This window comes from Priestia koreensis (assembly GCF_022646885.1).
GTDB classification, from domain to species: domain Bacteria; phylum Bacillota; class Bacilli; order Bacillales; family Bacillaceae_H; genus Bacillus_AG; species Bacillus_AG koreensis_A.
The window spans coordinates 302,335-319,976 of sequence record NZ_CP061868.1 but is presented as its reverse complement, the minus strand read 5'-3'; the positions used below and the strand labels follow the sequence as shown (position 1 = coordinate 319,976).

Annotated in this window: 14 protein-coding genes; 6 read left to right on the top strand and 8 right to left on the bottom strand. The window is 36.8% G+C overall.

Annotated features, from left to right (window positions below; genetic code table 11):
- Positions 1–59: 59 nt before the first annotated feature.
- The 4 genes from IE339_RS01700 to IE339_RS01685 all read right to left on the bottom strand — a co-directional run bounded on the left by IE339_RS01700 (position 60) and on the right by IE339_RS01685 (position 3,865).
- The gene (locus tag IE339_RS01700) at positions 60–749 is read right to left on the bottom strand and encodes an MgtC/SapB family protein (protein WP_242176078.1); all 690 of its coding nucleotides are present in this window, start codon (positions 747–749) and stop codon (positions 60–62) included.
- Positions 750–796: 47 nt separating this feature from the next.
- Entirely contained in the window at positions 797–1,597 is an 801-nt protein-coding gene (locus IE339_RS01695; RefSeq protein ID WP_242173007.1) for an HAD-IIA family hydrolase, read from the bottom strand.
- A gap of 139 nt (positions 1,598–1,736) precedes the next feature.
- On the bottom strand, positions 1,737–2,510 hold the full coding sequence (locus tag IE339_RS01690; protein ID WP_242173004.1) for a sugar phosphate isomerase/epimerase family protein: 774 nt from the start codon (positions 2,508–2,510) through the stop codon (positions 1,737–1,739).
- Between the two features lie 2 nt (positions 2,511–2,512).
- Positions 2,513–3,865, bottom strand: coding sequence for an MFS transporter (locus IE339_RS01685; protein ID WP_242173001.1), 1,353 nt, complete (start codon positions 3,863–3,865; stop codon positions 2,513–2,515).
- A 707-nt stretch (positions 3,866–4,572) separates the two neighbouring features.
- Between IE339_RS01685 and IE339_RS01680 the strand changes: the two genes are divergently transcribed.
- The 6 genes from IE339_RS01680 to IE339_RS01660 all read left to right on the top strand — a co-directional run bounded on the left by IE339_RS01680 (position 4,573) and on the right by IE339_RS01660 (position 8,415).
- On the top strand, positions 4,573–5,310 hold the full coding sequence (locus tag IE339_RS01680) for a helix-turn-helix domain-containing protein (RefSeq protein WP_242172999.1): 738 nt from the start codon (positions 4,573–4,575) through the stop codon (positions 5,308–5,310).
- A 95-nt stretch (positions 5,311–5,405) separates the two neighbouring features.
- Entirely contained in the window at positions 5,406–5,801 is a 396-nt protein-coding gene (locus tag IE339_RS01675; protein ID WP_242172997.1) for a DUF1385 domain-containing protein, read from the top strand.
- Positions 5,795–6,214 (top strand): DUF1385 domain-containing protein, encoded by a 420-nt coding sequence (locus IE339_RS24775; RefSeq protein ID WP_431522778.1) that lies wholly within the window; start codon positions 5,795–5,797, stop codon positions 6,212–6,214. The genes IE339_RS01675 and IE339_RS24775 overlap by 7 nt, the downstream gene beginning before the upstream one ends.
- A gap of 570 nt (positions 6,215–6,784) precedes the next feature.
- A complete protein-coding gene (locus IE339_RS01670; RefSeq protein ID WP_242172995.1) occupies positions 6,785–7,564 on the top strand; it encodes a rolling circle replication-associated protein in 780 nt (259 codons plus the stop codon).
- Positions 7,548–7,751: a helix-turn-helix domain-containing protein gene (locus IE339_RS01665; protein ID WP_242172993.1), complete on the top strand. Its 204-nt coding sequence runs from the start codon at positions 7,548–7,550 to the stop codon at positions 7,749–7,751. Before IE339_RS01670 ends, IE339_RS01665 begins: the two co-directional genes overlap by 17 nt.
- Positions 7,735–8,415, top strand: a complete 681-nt coding sequence (locus tag IE339_RS01660; protein ID WP_242172991.1) for a hypothetical protein — start codon at positions 7,735–7,737, stop codon at positions 8,413–8,415. Before IE339_RS01665 ends, IE339_RS01660 begins: the two co-directional genes overlap by 17 nt.
- Before the next feature lie 1,497 nt (positions 8,416–9,912).
- On the opposite strand, the gene mcrC is transcribed toward IE339_RS01660, so the two are convergent.
- From mcrC to IE339_RS01640, 4 genes are read right to left on the bottom strand one after another with little or no spacing between them, the layout of a single operon-like run.
- Complete coding sequence (gene mcrC / locus IE339_RS01655) at positions 9,913–10,977, bottom strand: 5-methylcytosine-specific restriction endonuclease system specificity protein McrC (protein WP_242172988.1); 1,065 nt, start codon at positions 10,975–10,977, stop codon at positions 9,913–9,915.
- Positions 10,974–13,361 (bottom strand): AAA family ATPase, encoded by a 2,388-nt coding sequence (locus IE339_RS01650; protein ID WP_242172986.1) that lies wholly within the window; start codon positions 13,359–13,361, stop codon positions 10,974–10,976. The genes mcrC and IE339_RS01650 overlap by 4 nt, the downstream gene beginning before the upstream one ends.
- A gap of 16 nt (positions 13,362–13,377) precedes the next feature.
- Positions 13,378–16,347, bottom strand: a complete 2,970-nt coding sequence (locus tag IE339_RS01645) for a type I restriction endonuclease subunit R (RefSeq protein ID WP_242172983.1) — start codon at positions 16,345–16,347, stop codon at positions 13,378–13,380.
- The gene (locus IE339_RS01640) at positions 16,340–17,635 is read right to left on the bottom strand and encodes a restriction endonuclease subunit S (RefSeq protein WP_242172981.1); all 1,296 of its coding nucleotides are present in this window, start codon (positions 17,633–17,635) and stop codon (positions 16,340–16,342) included. Before IE339_RS01640 ends, IE339_RS01645 begins: the two co-directional genes overlap by 8 nt.
- Between the last annotated feature and the right edge of the window lie 7 nt (positions 17,636–17,642).

Genomic DNA, 17,642 nt, shown 5'->3' with positions numbered 1-17,642 from the left:
AAAGGGGAAGCGACCAATATCGCTTCCCTTTCTTTATTCATCTAGAATTATTACGGCCCTTAGCCACTAATCTCTGGATGATAAATTTCTTCTATTTTTGCAATGCTATTATAAAAGTCATAAATATCTTCGCGATAGCTTACCCTCACCTTTAGCTGAAGCGAATACGTTGAATCCCCTAATTCTTTTATTTGAAAATGATCAATCTTCATTTGATATTCCTTTAGTTCGCTTATTACTTTTGGAATATCTACTCTATTTTTCAATATGAATTTTAGGGCAAGCTCCTTTGAGTGAAACTTCTTTAACCCAACCACCTTAACCAAACCTGGAATTAGCTCAACGCTAATAATTAATAACACGACTCCCGCAATCGCTTCTATATAGAATCCTGCCCCTGTCGCAATTCCAATCCCAGCGGCACCCCAAACCATCGCAGCGGTAGTTAATCCTGATATTGTATCATCATCTTTTCGAAGAATAACCCCTGCCCCTAAAAACCCAACACCAGATACAATTTGAGCCGCTAATCGTAAGGGGTCCATTTGAATTTTAACAAAATCAGAATCTGGAAACAGATAGGCAGATTGTATGGAAACAATGGTCAACAAGCAGCTAACAATGGAAATGACGAGGCATGTTTTCAATCCCAGCGGCTTCCTCTTTAACTCCCGCTCTAATCCAATTGCTAAACCTAACACAGCAGATACGGTAAGCTTCACCAGCATTTCCATATCAAAAGCTTTCATAACATCAATCATTTTTATCCCCTCCATTTCTCTATCTAGAATGAGGACTAAAACGTCTTCGTAATCTCCTTTATATCCGTCATATCCTTAATACTTTCCAATATAAAATCAGGCTTATAAGATGAGCCCTTCACCATGTCAATTGTCGTAATTCCTGTTAGCACCAGTACCGTTTGCAGCTTATTTTCATAGCCCATTTTGATATCTGTCTCTAGACGATCTCCGACCATAAAGCAGTGCTCAGGCTCTAGTTGCAAAATATCTTTTACTACAAAATCAGCAGCGAGCTTTGACGGTTTGCCCATAATATGATCGATGGGCTGACCAGTAGCTCCTTCAAGTGCACCAATCATCGCTGCGCAATCAGGAAGCTGACCATCTGCTGTAGGACATGTACGATCGGGATTTGTGGCTAAAATGATTGCCCCATTTTTTGCCCAGGCTTTGTACGCATTATTTAGCTTTTCATAGGTGAACTGCCGATCCCATCCTAGCACGACATAGGTCGCCACAGCTGGATCCTCAGCTAGTTTAATATTTGCGAGCTTCAGTTCTTCAAACAATGCCGCTTCTCCAATTACATACACAGAATCTGTGCTAATCATATTCTGCTTTAAATAATTTGCTGTAATATAGTTTGAGTTTATAATTTCATCTAGTTTTGTCTTAATCCCAAGCTTTGTTAATTTTGCAAGATACTCTTCACGAGTGGATATCGATTTATTGGTAAAGAAAACAATTCTATGACCCTCCTGACGTAAATAATTGATGGCCTCCATTGCCCCGTCAATCAGATAATTGTCTAAATAAATCGTTCCATCCAAGTCAAAAATAAAACCTTTCACCATCTCGTTACCTCCGATATGTTCTTCATACGTGTCATAAATAAAAAAATCCCCAGCTAAAAAACCTTTTATAAGGTGTTTATTAGCTGGGGTTTCTCTTATTCTCTACCCGACTGTATGCTATTTTTTTGTTGCGGTATTTCTATGCTTTCTCCTTTACCTTTGACACATGAGCAATAATATCTGTTAAGGAGTATTTATACGGGTTAATTTCATAAACGACAGGTCCACTGTAGCTCTTACTTTGTAAATACTCGAATAATCCTCTTGATAAGTCGTTCCCTTCGCCAGGAAGCAAGTGAAGATCCGATTTTGCGTCGTTATCAGATAGATGCACTGCTCCTAACGAATCTCCTAATCTCGTAATTGCTTCCTCCCAGCTCGTTTTCATCATCGCCAGATGGCCAATATCTAAGCATGCTTTGATATTTAAAGACTTCACTAAATGAAGCCACTCCTCTGTGTTGGACGCGATATGGTGACAATAATTTAGTCTGTCAGGAATTAAATTTTCCAGTAGCAGCTCCATCCCATTCTCATCCGCTACTTTCTTAAGACTTGAAATTTTCTCGCCGGCTCTCAATATGGATTCATCACGTTCCTCAGATGACCATGCATATCCACCATGAAATGTCGCATGCTTCGCCCCGTATTTTGCCATTGTTTCAAGCCACTCGCTTAACACATGAATACTTCTTTCTGCTACAGCATGATCAGGAGTAGCGAGATTCAAATCATGAAATGGTAAATGAACGCCGACTTTTAAATCGGATTGATGAGCATACTCCAAGTATTCTTTTGATTTCAGCTGCTCTGCCCAAATTTCAACTCCATCAAATCCGCCAGCTTTAATTTCATTAAATTCTTTTATGGTACCGAACTGACCAATCGACCAAAGACTAAGCCACGTTTCCATCCTTACACTCCTAACGTATTTTTGTTATCACTCGTATTTAGTGGTAAATCAGCGTTTAGCTCCTCCAAATTTTTACCTTTTGTTTCAGGAGCAAGGATTCCAGAAATAATCAATCCTATTAAACTAATCCCAGCAAAGAACCATAGTGCCTTGCTATTCCCCCATGTCGCAACTAAATTCGGGAAAACGAGTATTCCCATGATGGAACCAATTCGGCTAACACCGGTCGCTAACCCTGAAGCACTTGCACGAATTCCGGTCGGGAATAATTCAGTAGGGTAAACAAAGTTCAAAATTCCTCCGCCCATATTAGCGAATAAAACAGCCAGACTAAACAGAATCACTAAGAACTGAAAGCTTGGAGCTGGGTTAAGCGCTAAAACGATCAGGGCGAGCGATAAACCTGTAAATGACGTAATAATCAGAGGTCTCCTGCCAATTCGTTCAACAAGGTTTAGCCCAATAATTGCTCCTAAAAGCCCCAAAACACTTACTGTTCCAGACCCTAAATAGACTAACAATTGCGATCCGTTTGTAAACGGTTTCAATATAGTGGGTGTATACATAGAAATTCCATAATACGCTACGGCATAACAGAACCAGAATCCACACACAAAGAACGTACGACGGAAAAATGATTTAGAGAAGAGATCCCCTATTTTTTGTTTCGGTTTCGTACTTGGTGGGATGATAACTTTTTGACCTGTAATCTTTAGCATAATTTCTTCTGCTTCTTTTTCACGACCTCTCGATGCTAACCATCGAGGTGATTCTGGCAGTGTGACCCTAAAGAAGAACACGATTAAAGCAAATACGGCTCCAATTAAAAGCATGTATCTCCAAGCGCTGTCGCCAAGTGGTAACAGCACAATTCCCACGATATAAGCAGTAACAGCTCCAACAAACCACATCGCACCTAAGAATGTACTGTACTTTCCACGTTCTTTTGTCGGACTGAACTCAGACACAAGAGTTGCTGAAATTGGATAATCAGCTCCAATTCCAATTCCTAATAAGAAGCGAAATAAAATGAGCTGCCAAGGAGCCTGCGCGAAGGCCGTCAATGCGGCAAATATAACAAAAGCTAATAAGTCCACAACATACATTGCTTTTCGGCCAAACTTATCGGTTAAGTTCCCAAGCCAAAGTGCTCCAATTAGTGATCCAATAACGGCTGAAGAAGTAATCATTGCCTGCACACCTGGTCCAAATCCCCACTGACTCAAAATCAACGGCATGGCAACGGCAATAACCGTTAAATCAAAACCATCGAGAAATGTTCCTGCTGCTGACAGCATGGTGATCTTTCTTTGAAAGCGCTTTAATTTAGGTGAATCCAACTGCTCAAAACTCATAAAAATTCTCCCCTCTCATGCTTTCCCCATCACCCATGAGCAGAAAAAAGAAGCCATAGTCAAATAGAAACATGAAATCCATGTTTTCTGACTATGGCTTCTCTTCGTCTCCGGCCATATGGTACAAAATTTAATAATCTCTATACGCTATTTATATAATATTCAAATTAATCTGTCAATAATTATTTTTACTGTAATTACCATTTGATATTATAATCAGTATGGGGATTGGAATACAGAAAGACCTCTATCCCTTAGGATAGAGGTCCTTTAAGTGATTATTTTAATGTAAGTACAGCAACATTCTCCACATGTGTGGACTGCTGACGGTAGAACAAAAATGAAGATGGAGTAGTGTTCACCTTATTGTAATAACCATTACTCCACAGCAAAGTTTATAATAGTCAAAATAGTTTTGCTAGTCGTTATCCCCTCCTGATAAATAATTAGTCTTATAAACAAACATCAATGTTTAAATTCACCAGTTCTCCTCTCGCAAATTCTTTGCGTGATAATTGAGACCACCATGCAATGATTAATTTATCTTATATCCTAATGCGTTCCCACCGGACTGTTCAATATGCTAAAGAAGAGTTGAGAATATTTAAACTAACATCACATTATGAGATATTAATTTTCTGCAAATTCACAAATTGTGAATACCTTCAAAAAATAGTATATCTTATAATAAATCTGAGGTGATTCCAATGATAGTTTCAAAACTAATGGCTAAATTAAAACAAAGAAGAATAGAGTTGGGCTATACTCAAGCTGAAATAGCTAACCATCTAAATCTGTCTCAAAATACTATATCAAATTACGAAAATGGAATAAGAGAAATGAGTCTTGAGGATATAGAAAAATTGCTAGATTTCTTAGGTTTAGAACTCTCTTTGCCAGATCGAGTTGAAAACGAATTGCTAAATAGAATAGATTTCACTAATTCAAAAATTGATTGGAATTCATTTGGCATTGATTTCTTTAATGAACTATGGTCACAAAAAAGGCAATTTATTTTCCCTCAACATTTACATCCAACTCCCTTAGATACTGGTGAAACATTGTTAAACAAGCTATCATTCTATAATTCCTTAGTAAGAGTAGGAATAGATCTCCCTGACCCTTACGATCAACATGAAAAATCGAACACGATGATTTATACAGATTTTTCTGAAGGGACACTAGCTGAATTCGGTCCAACTTTCATTGAAATTAATTGTCTACAATTTCAATCCCGTTTGGAATATCTTTACCATCACCATCAAGAAATAACAGAAATGTTCGATTTAGGTGAGTCACGGATTACAGTAAAGGCTTTTGATATGTACAGAGGCGATATACCATTTCCTGTTTTCCCACTACTAAAAGATACACTTACAGTTAACAAATCTGTCTCTTTAGGATTCGATTTATTTTCATTTAAAAGTAAGTATTTGAAAGAATAGTCATAAGAAATTTACGAACCCAACAAGTGGCTCGAGCACAGCAGACCTTGAGTTATAAATTCATGCTGTCTAATATTAACTAGGTGTAAATAAATTTGGACGGACAGGGGAGAGAATTAGCAATGGTTTCAAAATCCAATGTAAGAGGTGGTAGGGCTGGCCTAAATTCAGTAATGTACTTTAGTGATAAGAGTAAGGTAGTTGCCACCAAAAATAAAAATGGAGAAATAGATGTAAAGGCGAGCTCCTTTAAGGATTCTAGAATTAATAAGATGAGTTCAATCATTATAGATATACCTTTTATTAGGGGATTTTGGAGTCTTATAGGAGGAAATCTTTCTGTTTCTTGGAAGTTACCTGTTATTCTTTTTTCTTTATACGTAATAAATTTAATACTTTATTTTATCGACCCACATGTAAAAAGTTCGAAACTAACAGAAACCACTTTCACCTATAATATTTTCTATTACTATCATGTATTTTTTTGTTAGGTTTTTTATTGCTGTATTCCCTCTTCATTAAGTTCACGGAATTGGGAAAATACCATGGAGCAGAACATATGGTTGATAACGCATATGAAACATCCAATAACCTTTCGATCTTAAATGTAGCAAAATACTCCAGAGTGCACTCAAGTTGTGGAACAAATTTATTAGTTTTCATCATTTTATTCCAAACGATATTTACTTTTTTTAATGACAACATAACTATTAACTTTCTATTATCCTTTATTCTTGGATATGAAGTTTACATGATAAAGAATCAGGTAATAAACAAGGTATTAAAACCTATATATGTAGTTGGTTCATTTTTTCAAAAATATCTATTTACCTCTGAACCAGAAGAAATACATATAAAGGTAGCAATAGCTGCCTATAAAAAATTAATTAGTGAACAAAAATAAAAAATTATGATATGCAATATGTATTGGTACGTTTAATAGAGTCGGCGCATGAATTATTCATGCGCCTCTAACAGTTCTACTAACAGGTGTTGTAAATTCTGTAGTATCTGAATAGCTTATTTGATACCTATATCCATTCTTTTTATTACGTACTATAAAACTCTTCCATCGCCATTCACACATTTTATTACCTCTCTAAGTATAGACACATCTATGTATCTCTTAATTTCCATTAAAACTATTTCCTCATCCAAATTCACTTTAACAAAAAATATATCTAATTCTAAGTCATCTATTTTTTAGTATTTTAAAGATATTAGCCAAAATCGCGATTATTTAAATATGTGAACGAGAATTTGCTATCCATACTACTTTAAGCGTTATTAAACCAGTGCTCATCGGAATAGTGAGAGGTGTACCTTAAAGGTATTCTAGAAGTACAATAAGAGCATGAACAAAGCATTAAAAATACACCGGTGTATTGCAGTTCATATACGATACTAAATTAATATAACTTGATAAATAGTGATTAATTTGACGAAAAGTCTAAATCTAACAATAGGAGGATATATGAACACATCACAGTATACAAAAGCTATCATTAGCAATAAACATGTAGAAGTCACTCATCAGTCCTATCTCCCCCCCACAGGCAGAAGAACTTCTCTCGGAGGGCGCAAACCTTCAATAAATCAAAGTAGCGAAAACCATGAAGTGAATATCAAGCAAAGTATTAATCGTGCCCGCAAGCAAATTAGGAGACTACTAGAGTGCAACTTTACTGATCGGTATGCTTTTGTAACCCTTACATTTAAGCCAACCAAAGAAATAGATGTTGCTGACATCAAGAATTGCAATAAAATATTGGCAGATTTTAAAAAACGCCTTGCTTACTATTTAAAAATGAACAACCTACCAACATTTAAGTATCTAGGTGTTACAGAATTCCATGATAAGAATCGTCAAGGAGCCATTCATTATCACCTTGTCTGTAACCTTACAGAAGTCTCATTAGAAGTCTTACAAGAACTGTGGCAGTATGGCTGGATAGGCAAAGCAACTACTACCTCTAATGCTTCTGAAAATGAAAAGATTGCTTTCTATTTAAATAAAGGGATTACTGATCCAAGGCTCAACGGCCACAAAAGATATTTTCATTCACATGGTCTAAAAAAACCAATCACTCTTGAAATAAAGAACCCAGCAGAATTTTACGATCATCTTGATCAAGGCAAGCCAACCTTAACACACGGAGAAACCTATCACTCACCCTATACCGGCGAGACCAAATATGAACAATACTATTTAGAAAGTGCGAAGGAGCTAATTGATTATGTACAAGAACTTTAATGATTATCCAGACATACTAAACGTATCAGACGTCCAAGAATTACTTGGTATTGGAAGAAAGCAAGCATATGAACTGGTTCATTCCAGAAGTTTTCACGTAATAAATATAGGCAAACGAATCAAAGTGTCAAAAAATGTTTTAATTACATGGCTTGAGGGAGGTAGCAATTATGCCAATGCAAACTAAATTAGTTAGTTGTGGCTCTACAGTTTTTGTCTATGACTACCATGGCATACGTTCTCTTAAAGAGCTAGGATTTGAACAGGATTTAAATGGAAGTTTACTAAACTTGAAAAGGCTACTCTTAACTAACTTTGTTGATAATAGAATCCTAATATCATTTAGACTAAGAGTTACCTTGACTGAACCTGAAGGGATTCAAAGCAGATTAAACAGCTTCATTTATCACGTAAAAAGATTAAGCCGGCACTCAACAATCAAATACTTAGGAGTTCTAGAACTCCCTTCTAAAGCGAGTGAGAACTTTGCTTATATTAACCTGGTCACAAATGTTGAAAGTCACGAATTAATCAATGAATTAGATGAAAAACAACTAGAAAAATACTTTAAAGAAAAATGGGGAGACAACGTAGTTATTTACGATTATTCACCAGACCGTTTATTAGAAGATTTATTTTTATGCTATTCCGTCTCAATAACAAGGAACAACTTTATAAAGTATCCTAAATTATTATTTGAATACAGACTAGAACATCCTTTAATTTTATGGAATGAAGAAGCTAACACCTTCATAAAGGATCATAAATTGTTGGATTATCCTAAGCATCGTTCGGATGAGATTTTCGATAGACTAGCAGGATTTGTCATTTCAAATGAATATTCGTTTTAGGATACTAGCTCCAAAACGGAAGGATTAGATTTCTTCTTTGCATGATACCTTTGCAATATTACCCCAAGTTTAAACAAGGAACTTAGTTTAAGAGTTCCTTGTTTTTGTGTTTTTTTAGTGATTTGATCTTAGTCATAAAGAGACACCCACTGAATTATAAGTACTCCCTATACATATTTGTAAAAAATGATTTATCAGCAATAAACACGAACACTTTGCGACAACTTTGTGAACATCTTCGAACAAGGTAGAATTTCCCCAGGTTTTGGCGGTAAATAATATTAGTGAGAGATTCTTTTTCACGAGGGTAAACATGTAAAATCCCTCACGAAAAAGGAAGACTTTTCAAGTAAAAAAAGAAGGATGACCAAAAAGGGATCTCACACATAGAAGAGGGAGAATACATACAGTGGCGAATAGCAGGGGTTCTCACGCTAGGTAGAAACCCTCTCTATTAAGGAATCTGTTAGAGAGAGGAATCCGCCTGCTTGGGGAGAGTCTGTCCTTTTATAAAGGACCACCCTACGGTAAATTCTCAAGTCCAAAACCTTTCTATCCATTTGGGAGAACACGGTATCTGAAGGATAATACTAAACACGATAAACACTGAACGTGTAAAGGACATAGTTCTAAATACAATCTCATGAATAAGGAATCTCCTCTTTGTCCCCGCTATGTCAATCGAAATGCATTTTGAGGTGGAGTTCAATTTGCCGGGAAAAAGGTGAACCGGGCAATGGTGGCATCCCAAGATTTATGATAGTTAAAAATACACTTGAAATGCACCTTAAAAGGATTGCTCCTTATTTAAAATTTTAATAACCGTCGCATCATTTATATCCAAATAAAAAAAAGTCTACACCTTAAAAAGCAAACAGCTTACACCGTCTACAATTTCGTAACGGATGAAGCTAGTATCAACACCTATACTAGCGCTCACTTATTTAGATTTCCTTTACTATTGTAGCGATTTCTTCCTGTGATGTAGATGGTTAAATTCCTTCAATAGCATTCTAGGATTATTAAAAGGGACGGGGCTCTGAACTTTACTAGCCGAAAGCTTAAGTAACCTACTACCACTCAGAAAGATTTTTTAATTTATTTTGGTCCTAATTTATTTTATATAGGGTAAGATATGAAGGATTAGAACTCTCACCTCAACCCTGTCAAGGTTGTGAAGTGAGTCAGACTATAACAGATTGAGTTTGAAATTGTTGATTTAATAGGCTTTTATTTTTACTATTTATGCTATAAACAGATGTAGTTGGTGGCAGTATGATTGGTTTTGCCACCAGGATGCCACCAATTGCCATCACCTTCTTGGAGCGGAACACGATTTTTATAATAAGGGTTACAACATTATCTTAGGTCTGTTAAGATGAAGCAGAAAATGCATTAAAGGGATCACAGTCAGCTTTAAATGTTGTAATAGTAGATGAACAGCAAGCAGAAGGAAGTTTCTGAAAAGATGTATTTATTGATTCCACTATCTTCTCCTCACGTATTAGTAATACCGAAATGTATTTCTACAATTTTGTTAAGCTGCGCAGCAATATCTATAAATTTATGGTTCAAATCCAGTGTTTTCACGCTTATTTTGTTTCCACTCATTTGATAGACATTGTCAGGCTGAATTTCTTCTTCCGTCTTTGCATAAAGCAGCATACCAGATACTTCGTACTGTTCTCCCCCCAACTCTGAATCTTTATTTTTAACATAGGTAAAAATTTGATACAGGTTTTTGGAATGCAATGTGTGCTTATCATATTGAGTCTGGATAGTATGCGTATAATACTTTGCATCGATGATTAGAACCTTGTTGTCAAGCGACAGTGTTATATCACTTTGCATAACCGGAAGCATTGTTCCTATGCCATCATCAAGCGCCCATGGAATTTGTGATGCATTAACAGCAAGAGCTGGGAATTCCTTATTATAGTATTCAAGAATGAATTTCTCGTACAAGCGGCTCATCCTTTGCTCGTCAACAAAAGAAGCCATTTTATATTCGCCCTGTTCTGTTGTAAGTAGCATTCCTTCCAGAATTAACTGGCATAGACTTATGAGCATTCGGTAGGTTTGATTGTTGCGCTGGAACCTAATTAATGACCATTTGATTAAATTTGGTTCAATGGTATCAACATTTGAGAAGAATAACATTTCTTTTTTCAAGTCGCTCTTTCTCTTAGCATCCACTTTTGCATGACGAAGCAATAACATGACCGTAGTTTTCAGAATCTGATTGAGAAGATTGTTTTCCGAAAGTTCATCATACTCGCAAGTTAACACCTTTTTTCTGGCAAGTTTGTTTTTCATGGTTCCGGGCATATCGATCTTACCACGTATAACCGACATATCTTCTTTTTTATTCAGATACTCACGATATAATCCCTGCTTCAATTGTTTCCCAATACCTTTCACCAGAATTGCAGCAAAGAGGTTATGGATATTTTTGAATTCCTCTTTTGCGACTTCCTCATAGTTCGACTGTTTTAAGGTGGTGAAGGTATAAGACAGCATATAATAGATGTTCTTTATTAATATGCTTTTGTCCTTAATCATTGAAATACACCACGGAGAATATTTTCCCAGCGCTGCAGCTTTCCTGTATCTTCGAACCAATACTCGCTGAGCATAGGCAGTATGTCATAATCCACGATGGATTGCATCCATTCTTCAGTACATTCAGTTGTACTACAAAAATAACTATGACCGATACAGAAACCTTTACCCAAAGATTTATCGAGTGTGATTTCTTTATTCAATTCCTTAACTTTTGATACAAGCAAAGAGAAAGTTTCGTTCAGTGTATTCTGATATTTAACAAAACCTTCTGAATCGAATCCAGGGTCAATATCAAAAAAACTGAAACGACGACGCAAAGCATAGTCAATCATTGCCAAACTACGGTCTGCAGTATTCATCATACCGATGATGTACAGATTTTTAGGAACAGTAAAGGAAAGGCCGTTGTAGGCCAGTGTTGCTTTTGTTCCTCTGTAATCACGCTCAATCAGCATAAGCAACTCACCAAAAATTTTACTCATGTTACCACGGTTGATTTCATCAATAATAAAGAAGTGTTCTTTTTCAGGCTGGTTGGCTGCCTTCTGACAGAAGCGATAGAAAATACCGTACTTCAACTCAAAGCCATCATTCACTGGCTTATAGCCCATCACAAAATCCTCATAGGAATAGTTCTGATGGAACTGAACAAACTCAATTCGGCTTTCATCCTTTTCTCCCATGATAGAGTATGCCAGACGTTTTGCTGCAAATGTTTTACCAACACCTGGTGCGCCCTGCAGGATGATATTCTTTTTGTTTTTCAAAACTGCAACCAGAATATTATAACGGTTTTCAGTCATATACACTTCATCAAGGAGATCCTCTTTAGAATACTTCTCAGCTTCCCCTTCGGATGACAGTGGATTTTCCTCACGAATCATATCGTAGATAAAGTGGTATTCACCCTTTGTAAGTTTGAAAAGACTACCCTGAGGATTAACAAAATACTCCATTTTTTCCAACTCGAGGAATCTCTTCAAAGTCTGGTAATCTATCGGCGATGTGAGGCCTTCGACTTTTTCAAAGTAAATTTGTTCACCATCTTGCTCTGCGCTGATACGACCAATTGCCACAATCTGCTTTACAGGATTGGATTCATATCCGATGAGCATATCACCAGCTTTAGCATCTAAGAAGTTCTGGAAAATACGCCTTTTATTTCCTTTGTCATTATAAAGTGTATAGGACTGCACTTCTCCAACAGCAATATCAGAGAAAGTCCAGATTTTTGGATTAGCATTTAGCCACCAATATCTGTGCTCTTCTTCGCCGGGAGCAGATGCAACATAAAGTTCGACTTGTGAAAGGTCAACATTATCAAGAGCTTCTTCAAGTTCTTCACGTAATTTCCAAATATAACTGCCTTCTTCATCCTTATCGACAATTCTACCTATATATAGAATTGGCAACCAGAAAGTGTTTTCTGTACCTCGTTCCATCACTGGGCATCCTGTTTTTTCTGCAACTCGACGTGCAAGTGCAGAAGAACCACTGTTATAGAAGTTTTTGCTTTCACCATATTTAACAGCGAGCTGTGTGCAAGTAGCCTGACCGCCATAGTCTTTCATGCGCTTCATGATTTCAAGACTTCCAGTTGTAAATACTTCTTCATCTCCAAGAAGTCCAATCCAATCCTCAACCGTCAGTTCAGGGGAGTAATCTGTTGGGAACCACTCATACTGCTGTGGCTGGTCTTTCTGAGAATAGAAACGACTAATGTAGAACCCTACATCCATTGTGAGTGTTCTGTACTCTGGATCAGGGTAGCAAGTGTCTGTAAGCTGCGATTTAAATAGATCTAGCAGCACATTATCCTTTTTAATTTCCTCACATATTTCATCATAAAGGCTATAGAAATTTCGAAGGTTATCAACATATGCCCCTTTCTTGAAAATCATGTCACTACCAAGTTCATCTGCTACGGCTTTGACTTCACCATATTTATAGATATAATACTTATCAGGATATCGCAACCACAAATATATGCTAACTGCATTTTCATACTGATAATGCTGACCGGCGCCATTTCCATATTTTTCAAGCAAGATAGATGACATGTCTTTAAACTTAATTATGCGAGTAACAACATCCTTGCTCTCATCGAACAATGCTATATACATTGCTCGTACTTCTTCCGGTGCTGTCTTTGCAAAATTCTGAATCATCTTTGACGGGAAATTGTTCATAGAGCCAAGAAGGTTGTATGTCTTTGACAATGATCGAGCGAGCATATCCGCAAAGTCACTTTCATTAACATCCCAATTGTCCTGAAAGCATTTTACAGCTTCCCATTTGTATTTTTCATTGCCCCACTGAGAAGAAACAAAGTTTTCTTTATACTTTAAAAGGGCTTCTTTCAAACGGAATTTATCGAACATTATATTCCTCCTTTACTTATGCATCACGTAAGCTCTTGTATATTTCATCCGTAAAAATACCAAGCACTTGTTTCTTAATTTCATCATTCCCCAGCAACAGAGAGAAGAAATCCTGATTCTGAGACAAACCTTCAATAAGAGCGTCATCAGTATTATCAAAATACGAAAATTCGAAGTCTTTTACAGTGTTATTCTTTGCGCTGGTTTTAAGCTTATCAGATTTCATAAGAATATCTCTAATCTGCAGCATAGCCTTAACTGCCACATCATTATCATAAGTCTTACCTGTGCGGCTGTTAATTTCTGCAATAATATGAGACAAGCGTTCCTCTTTTGCTTCTGTCAAACCAAAGCTATCAGCTGTCGGCAACTTCATTACCGGCTGAGCAACAAGTTTTGGTTTCTTATATTCTTCATCCTTCTTCTGTACGAAGTTTGTAGCTTTAATCTTGCCGTCAAGATTGTAACCACCACCTGGATGCTTGATATTGATGTAAGACTGTAGATAAGTAATAAAGTTATATTTCTTATGTAAATGGACATCTTCAAAACTAGACACTTGAAGCAAAAACTCATAGAAACGCACAAAGTTGCGCATCAATGCTACAATTTCCTGCTGCTTCAACAAATCATATTGCTCAATCATATTTCTGGCCTTCTTGAAGTAAAAAGTCAACTTCTGCTTATCCTTAGATGAAATGTTATCTTTGTATAGTAGGTCATTTGCCTTATCAATATCATCTGGGTCAAGGATTGTGTATGCATCAATCTTAGCCTCAAGGTCGTAAATTGCTGTCGGAGTAACAGAGTTAGAAAGAAGCGTTGTTGTGTAGTACGGTGCGAATGCATCCTTGATTTCCTCATAGCTATTTACAAAATCAAGCACAAAGGTTTTTTTTTCAAAAGGCGGACAGATACGATTCAAACGAGATAATGTCTGAACTGCAGTTACCCCCTTGAGTTTTTTTAAGACATACATAGCACAAAGCTTTGGTTGGTCAAAGCCAGTCTGATATTTATTTGCAACTAAAAGCACCTTATAATCGTCCTTATCAAATTCCTTTGTTAATCGGTCTTCTGGAAATCCATTCATAGAAGTCTCGTTATATTCTGTTTCGTCTTCACCCGGCAACTTCACTTTTCCAGAAAAGGCAACAAGTGCTTTGATGTCCGTATAACCGCGCTTTGTAATGTATTCCTCAAGAGTCTGTCGGTATTTTACAGCTCCCTGACGAGAAGCTGTAACAACCATAGCCTTTGCCATACCACCAAGTTCTGTCATAACAGATGTACGGAAATGCTCAACGATAACCTCAATTCGCTGTGCAATGTTGGTGTCATGTAGTTCTACAAAACGAGCAATCTGTCGCTTTGCTTCTGTGGTTTTACAACGAGGATCATCCTCTATTTCTTTATTTATTTGATAGAAAGTATTGTATGTTGTGTAGTTCTGCAACACATCCAAAATAAATCCTTCCTCTATAGCCTGCTTCATCGAATAAATATGGTATGCTTCTCTCTGTCCCTTTTTATTCAAGCGACCAAACAGCTGCAGCGTTGTAGGCTTTGGTGTCGCAGTAAAAGCAAACATTGAAACATTCGCTTGCTTACCATTACGAGCAATTTCGTCTACAATCATATCCTGAACATCACGTGAATTCTGTTCACCAGAACCAAGGGTCTTTGTTACTGCCGCCATATCCTTACCAGCAGTAGAGGAATGTGCCTCATCAATAATAACAGCAAACCGCTTGTCTTTCAGTCCAACTACACTATCGACTATGTATGGGAACTTCTGAATAGTTGTTGCTACAATCTTTGTATTTCCTTTTAGCGCAATTGCAAGATCAGCAGAAGTACACTTATCATCCATCACACGGATAAAACCAGCTTTATGCTCTAAGCCAAGGATGGCTTTCTGCAACTGACGGTCAACAACCACACGGTCAGTAATGATGATAACATTATTAAAAATCACCTTACTGTCTGCATCATGCAATGAAGTCAAACGGTGTGCAAGCCATGCAATTGAATTTGTTTTGCCGGAGCCAGCACTATGCTGAATTAAGTAGTTCTGTGCAGTACGATTTTCACGCACATCACCAAGCAATTGACGGATAACATCAAGCTGATGAAAACGAGGAAAGATAATGCTCTCGGATTTTTTTATTTTGCCGGTGGTAGGGTCTTCGGATTCCTTGGTTTCCATGAATACAAACTTGCTGATAAGGTCAAGCACGGTATCCTTAGTTAATATATCCTCCCACATATATGATACGCTATAATTATCTTCAAAGGCTGGATTGCCTGCACCAGCATAAACGCCTTCTCCGGAACCCATATTAAAAGGTAGGAAGAATGTTGAATTACCAGCCAACTTTGTAGTCATATAGACTTCTTCCAAGTCCATTGCAAAGTTTACAAGAACACCGGCCTTAAACATGAACAGACGTGTCTTTGGATTACGGTCTACACGATACTGGTAGATTGCATCCTGATAAGACTGTCCGGCAGCGTTGCATTTCAATTCAAAGGACATAATGGCGAGACCATTCAAGAAAATAACTAGATCAACACGCTCATCACTGCTTGCCCAGACCTCCTCCATAACAGAAAAAATGTTATTTTCATACTTAACCAGCAAATCCTTATTAAAGGTAGTCGCTGGTTTGGTGTACATCAGTTCCAATTTTATATGGGATAACTCAATACCGTGCTTAAGAATGTCCAACAAGCAACCTCGAGTCTTTGTCACCTCAGAATTTATGAAACTAACAATAGTATCCTCCAAATCACCCTTATAGATTTTACGAAGGGCATCCATTTTTTCCGATTGTGTTTCGTTCAGGAACTTGAACAACATCTCACGGTCAACAGCATAGTAACGGTCATAGTTGGTAGCCTTACGAATAACATATCCGTTACCCTTTTCAAGTCGTTCCATTATGAACTCTTGATATTCTTTTTCAGAAAGAATATTATTCACTGACCGGCACCTCCTTTTTACCTGTTACATATTCGTATATAGTTGCTTTCTTATAATCTTCAAGAACTGACAATTGCTCTTTCTTCTTTTCGATGATTCTTTCCACTTCTAAACAAATATCATCTAAGAAATCACAAATTTCCTTTTGCTCATCCAAGGAAGTTGGCAAAGGAATATAAATATCTTTTACTTTGTCCCAACTGCGGAAGTCACTTGTATTACCTCTTACTCCGTTAGAAATAAGTTTGTAAACACCTTGGAAAGCGAGGTACTGCATAAAATATACGACTAACCTCTTATCTTCGGTACTATCGCATACATGAACGACTCTTGTAATCTTTCCATCATACTCAGACAATGCAATTGCGCCATGCCATGTATCCATACCGTGAATAGCTATATCGCCTTTATGTATACCTTGCATTGCATTATCACCGCTAACCATCTTTCCAATAATATTTTCATTTCTAACCATTACTTTTCCTTTATTAGAACATACTAAAGCAGTATCTGAAGGCTCAAAAGAGCGAGACAATTTTGTGCAAATATATCCTATTTTAGAAATTTCCCACTTTGAATTAATCGGACCAATATAAAATATCCCGCTATCTTTCAATACCACATCTTGATTTAATCCTTTAGTTATGGCTTCCGAAATAACTGAACGCTTATAAGATTCAAGGACATCAATCTGCTTTTGAATATCTGATAATAAAGTATTAATATCATTGCACTTTTCGTCTAAGAAGTCCGCAATTTTCTTTTGATCATCCTTTGGCGCTATAGGAATATATAGCCCTCCAAATTTATCCATAGGAATTCTCATTCGTATGGTATTCAATTTTCCATTTCCTGATTCTTTTATTAGAATACCATTTCCAAGTCCGAACAAACTTTTTTGGAAAAGCGTGGACTGAAAAATATAGTTATAATAACGAACATCATCTTCAGTGGCAAATGGTCTCAACATATAATAAACAGGGCTTACGCAACCAAAATATTTCGAAAGGCCAACAGATCCAGACAAAATATTCATGCTGTTCATAACTATATCTCCGGGATAGGCTAACCTATATGCCGACACATCTTCTTTAGGTTTATTACCTCCGCCTTCTTTTTCGTCATAAGGTATTACACCTTGTTTGGCTGTCAAAGAAAGGATAAAAGAGGTTCTGATAGGATTGTTTTTTTCTATCCTTTCACGCAAAACATATTTAATCTTTTTCAATTCCCAACTCAAAGGGATTTCACCAAGCCATTGGATATTTGTATCTATCATTTCACTCATATTATCC

Coding starts and splice junctions, on each gene's coding strand:
- IE339_RS01700 (WP_242176078.1), bottom strand. CDS start 749: ATGAAAGCTTTTGATATGGAAATGCTGGTGAAGCTTACCGTATCTGCT.
- IE339_RS01695 (WP_242173007.1), bottom strand. CDS start 1,597: ATGGTGAAAGGTTTTATTTTTGACTTGGATGGAACGATTTATTTAGAC.
- IE339_RS01690 (WP_242173004.1), bottom strand. CDS start 2,510: ATGGAAACGTGGCTTAGTCTTTGGTCGATTGGTCAGTTCGGTACCATA.
- IE339_RS01685 (WP_242173001.1), bottom strand. CDS start 3,865: ATGAGTTTTGAGCAGTTGGATTCACCTAAATTAAAGCGCTTTCAAAGA.
- IE339_RS01680 (WP_242172999.1), top strand. CDS start 4,573: ATGATAGTTTCAAAACTAATGGCTAAATTAAAACAAAGAAGAATAGAG.
- IE339_RS01670 (WP_242172995.1), top strand. CDS start 6,785: ATGAACACATCACAGTATACAAAAGCTATCATTAGCAATAAACATGTA.
- IE339_RS01665 (WP_242172993.1), top strand. CDS start 7,548: ATGTACAAGAACTTTAATGATTATCCAGACATACTAAACGTATCAGAC.
- IE339_RS01660 (WP_242172991.1), top strand. CDS start 7,735: ATGCCAATGCAAACTAAATTAGTTAGTTGTGGCTCTACAGTTTTTGTC.
- mcrC (WP_242172988.1), bottom strand. CDS start 10,977: ATGATTAAGGACAAAAGCATATTAATAAAGAACATCTATTATATGCTG.
- IE339_RS01650 (WP_242172986.1), bottom strand. CDS start 13,361: ATGTTCGATAAATTCCGTTTGAAAGAAGCCCTTTTAAAGTATAAAGAA.
- IE339_RS01640 (WP_242172981.1), bottom strand. CDS start 17,635: ATGAGTGAAATGATAGATACAAATATCCAATGGCTTGGTGAAATCCCT.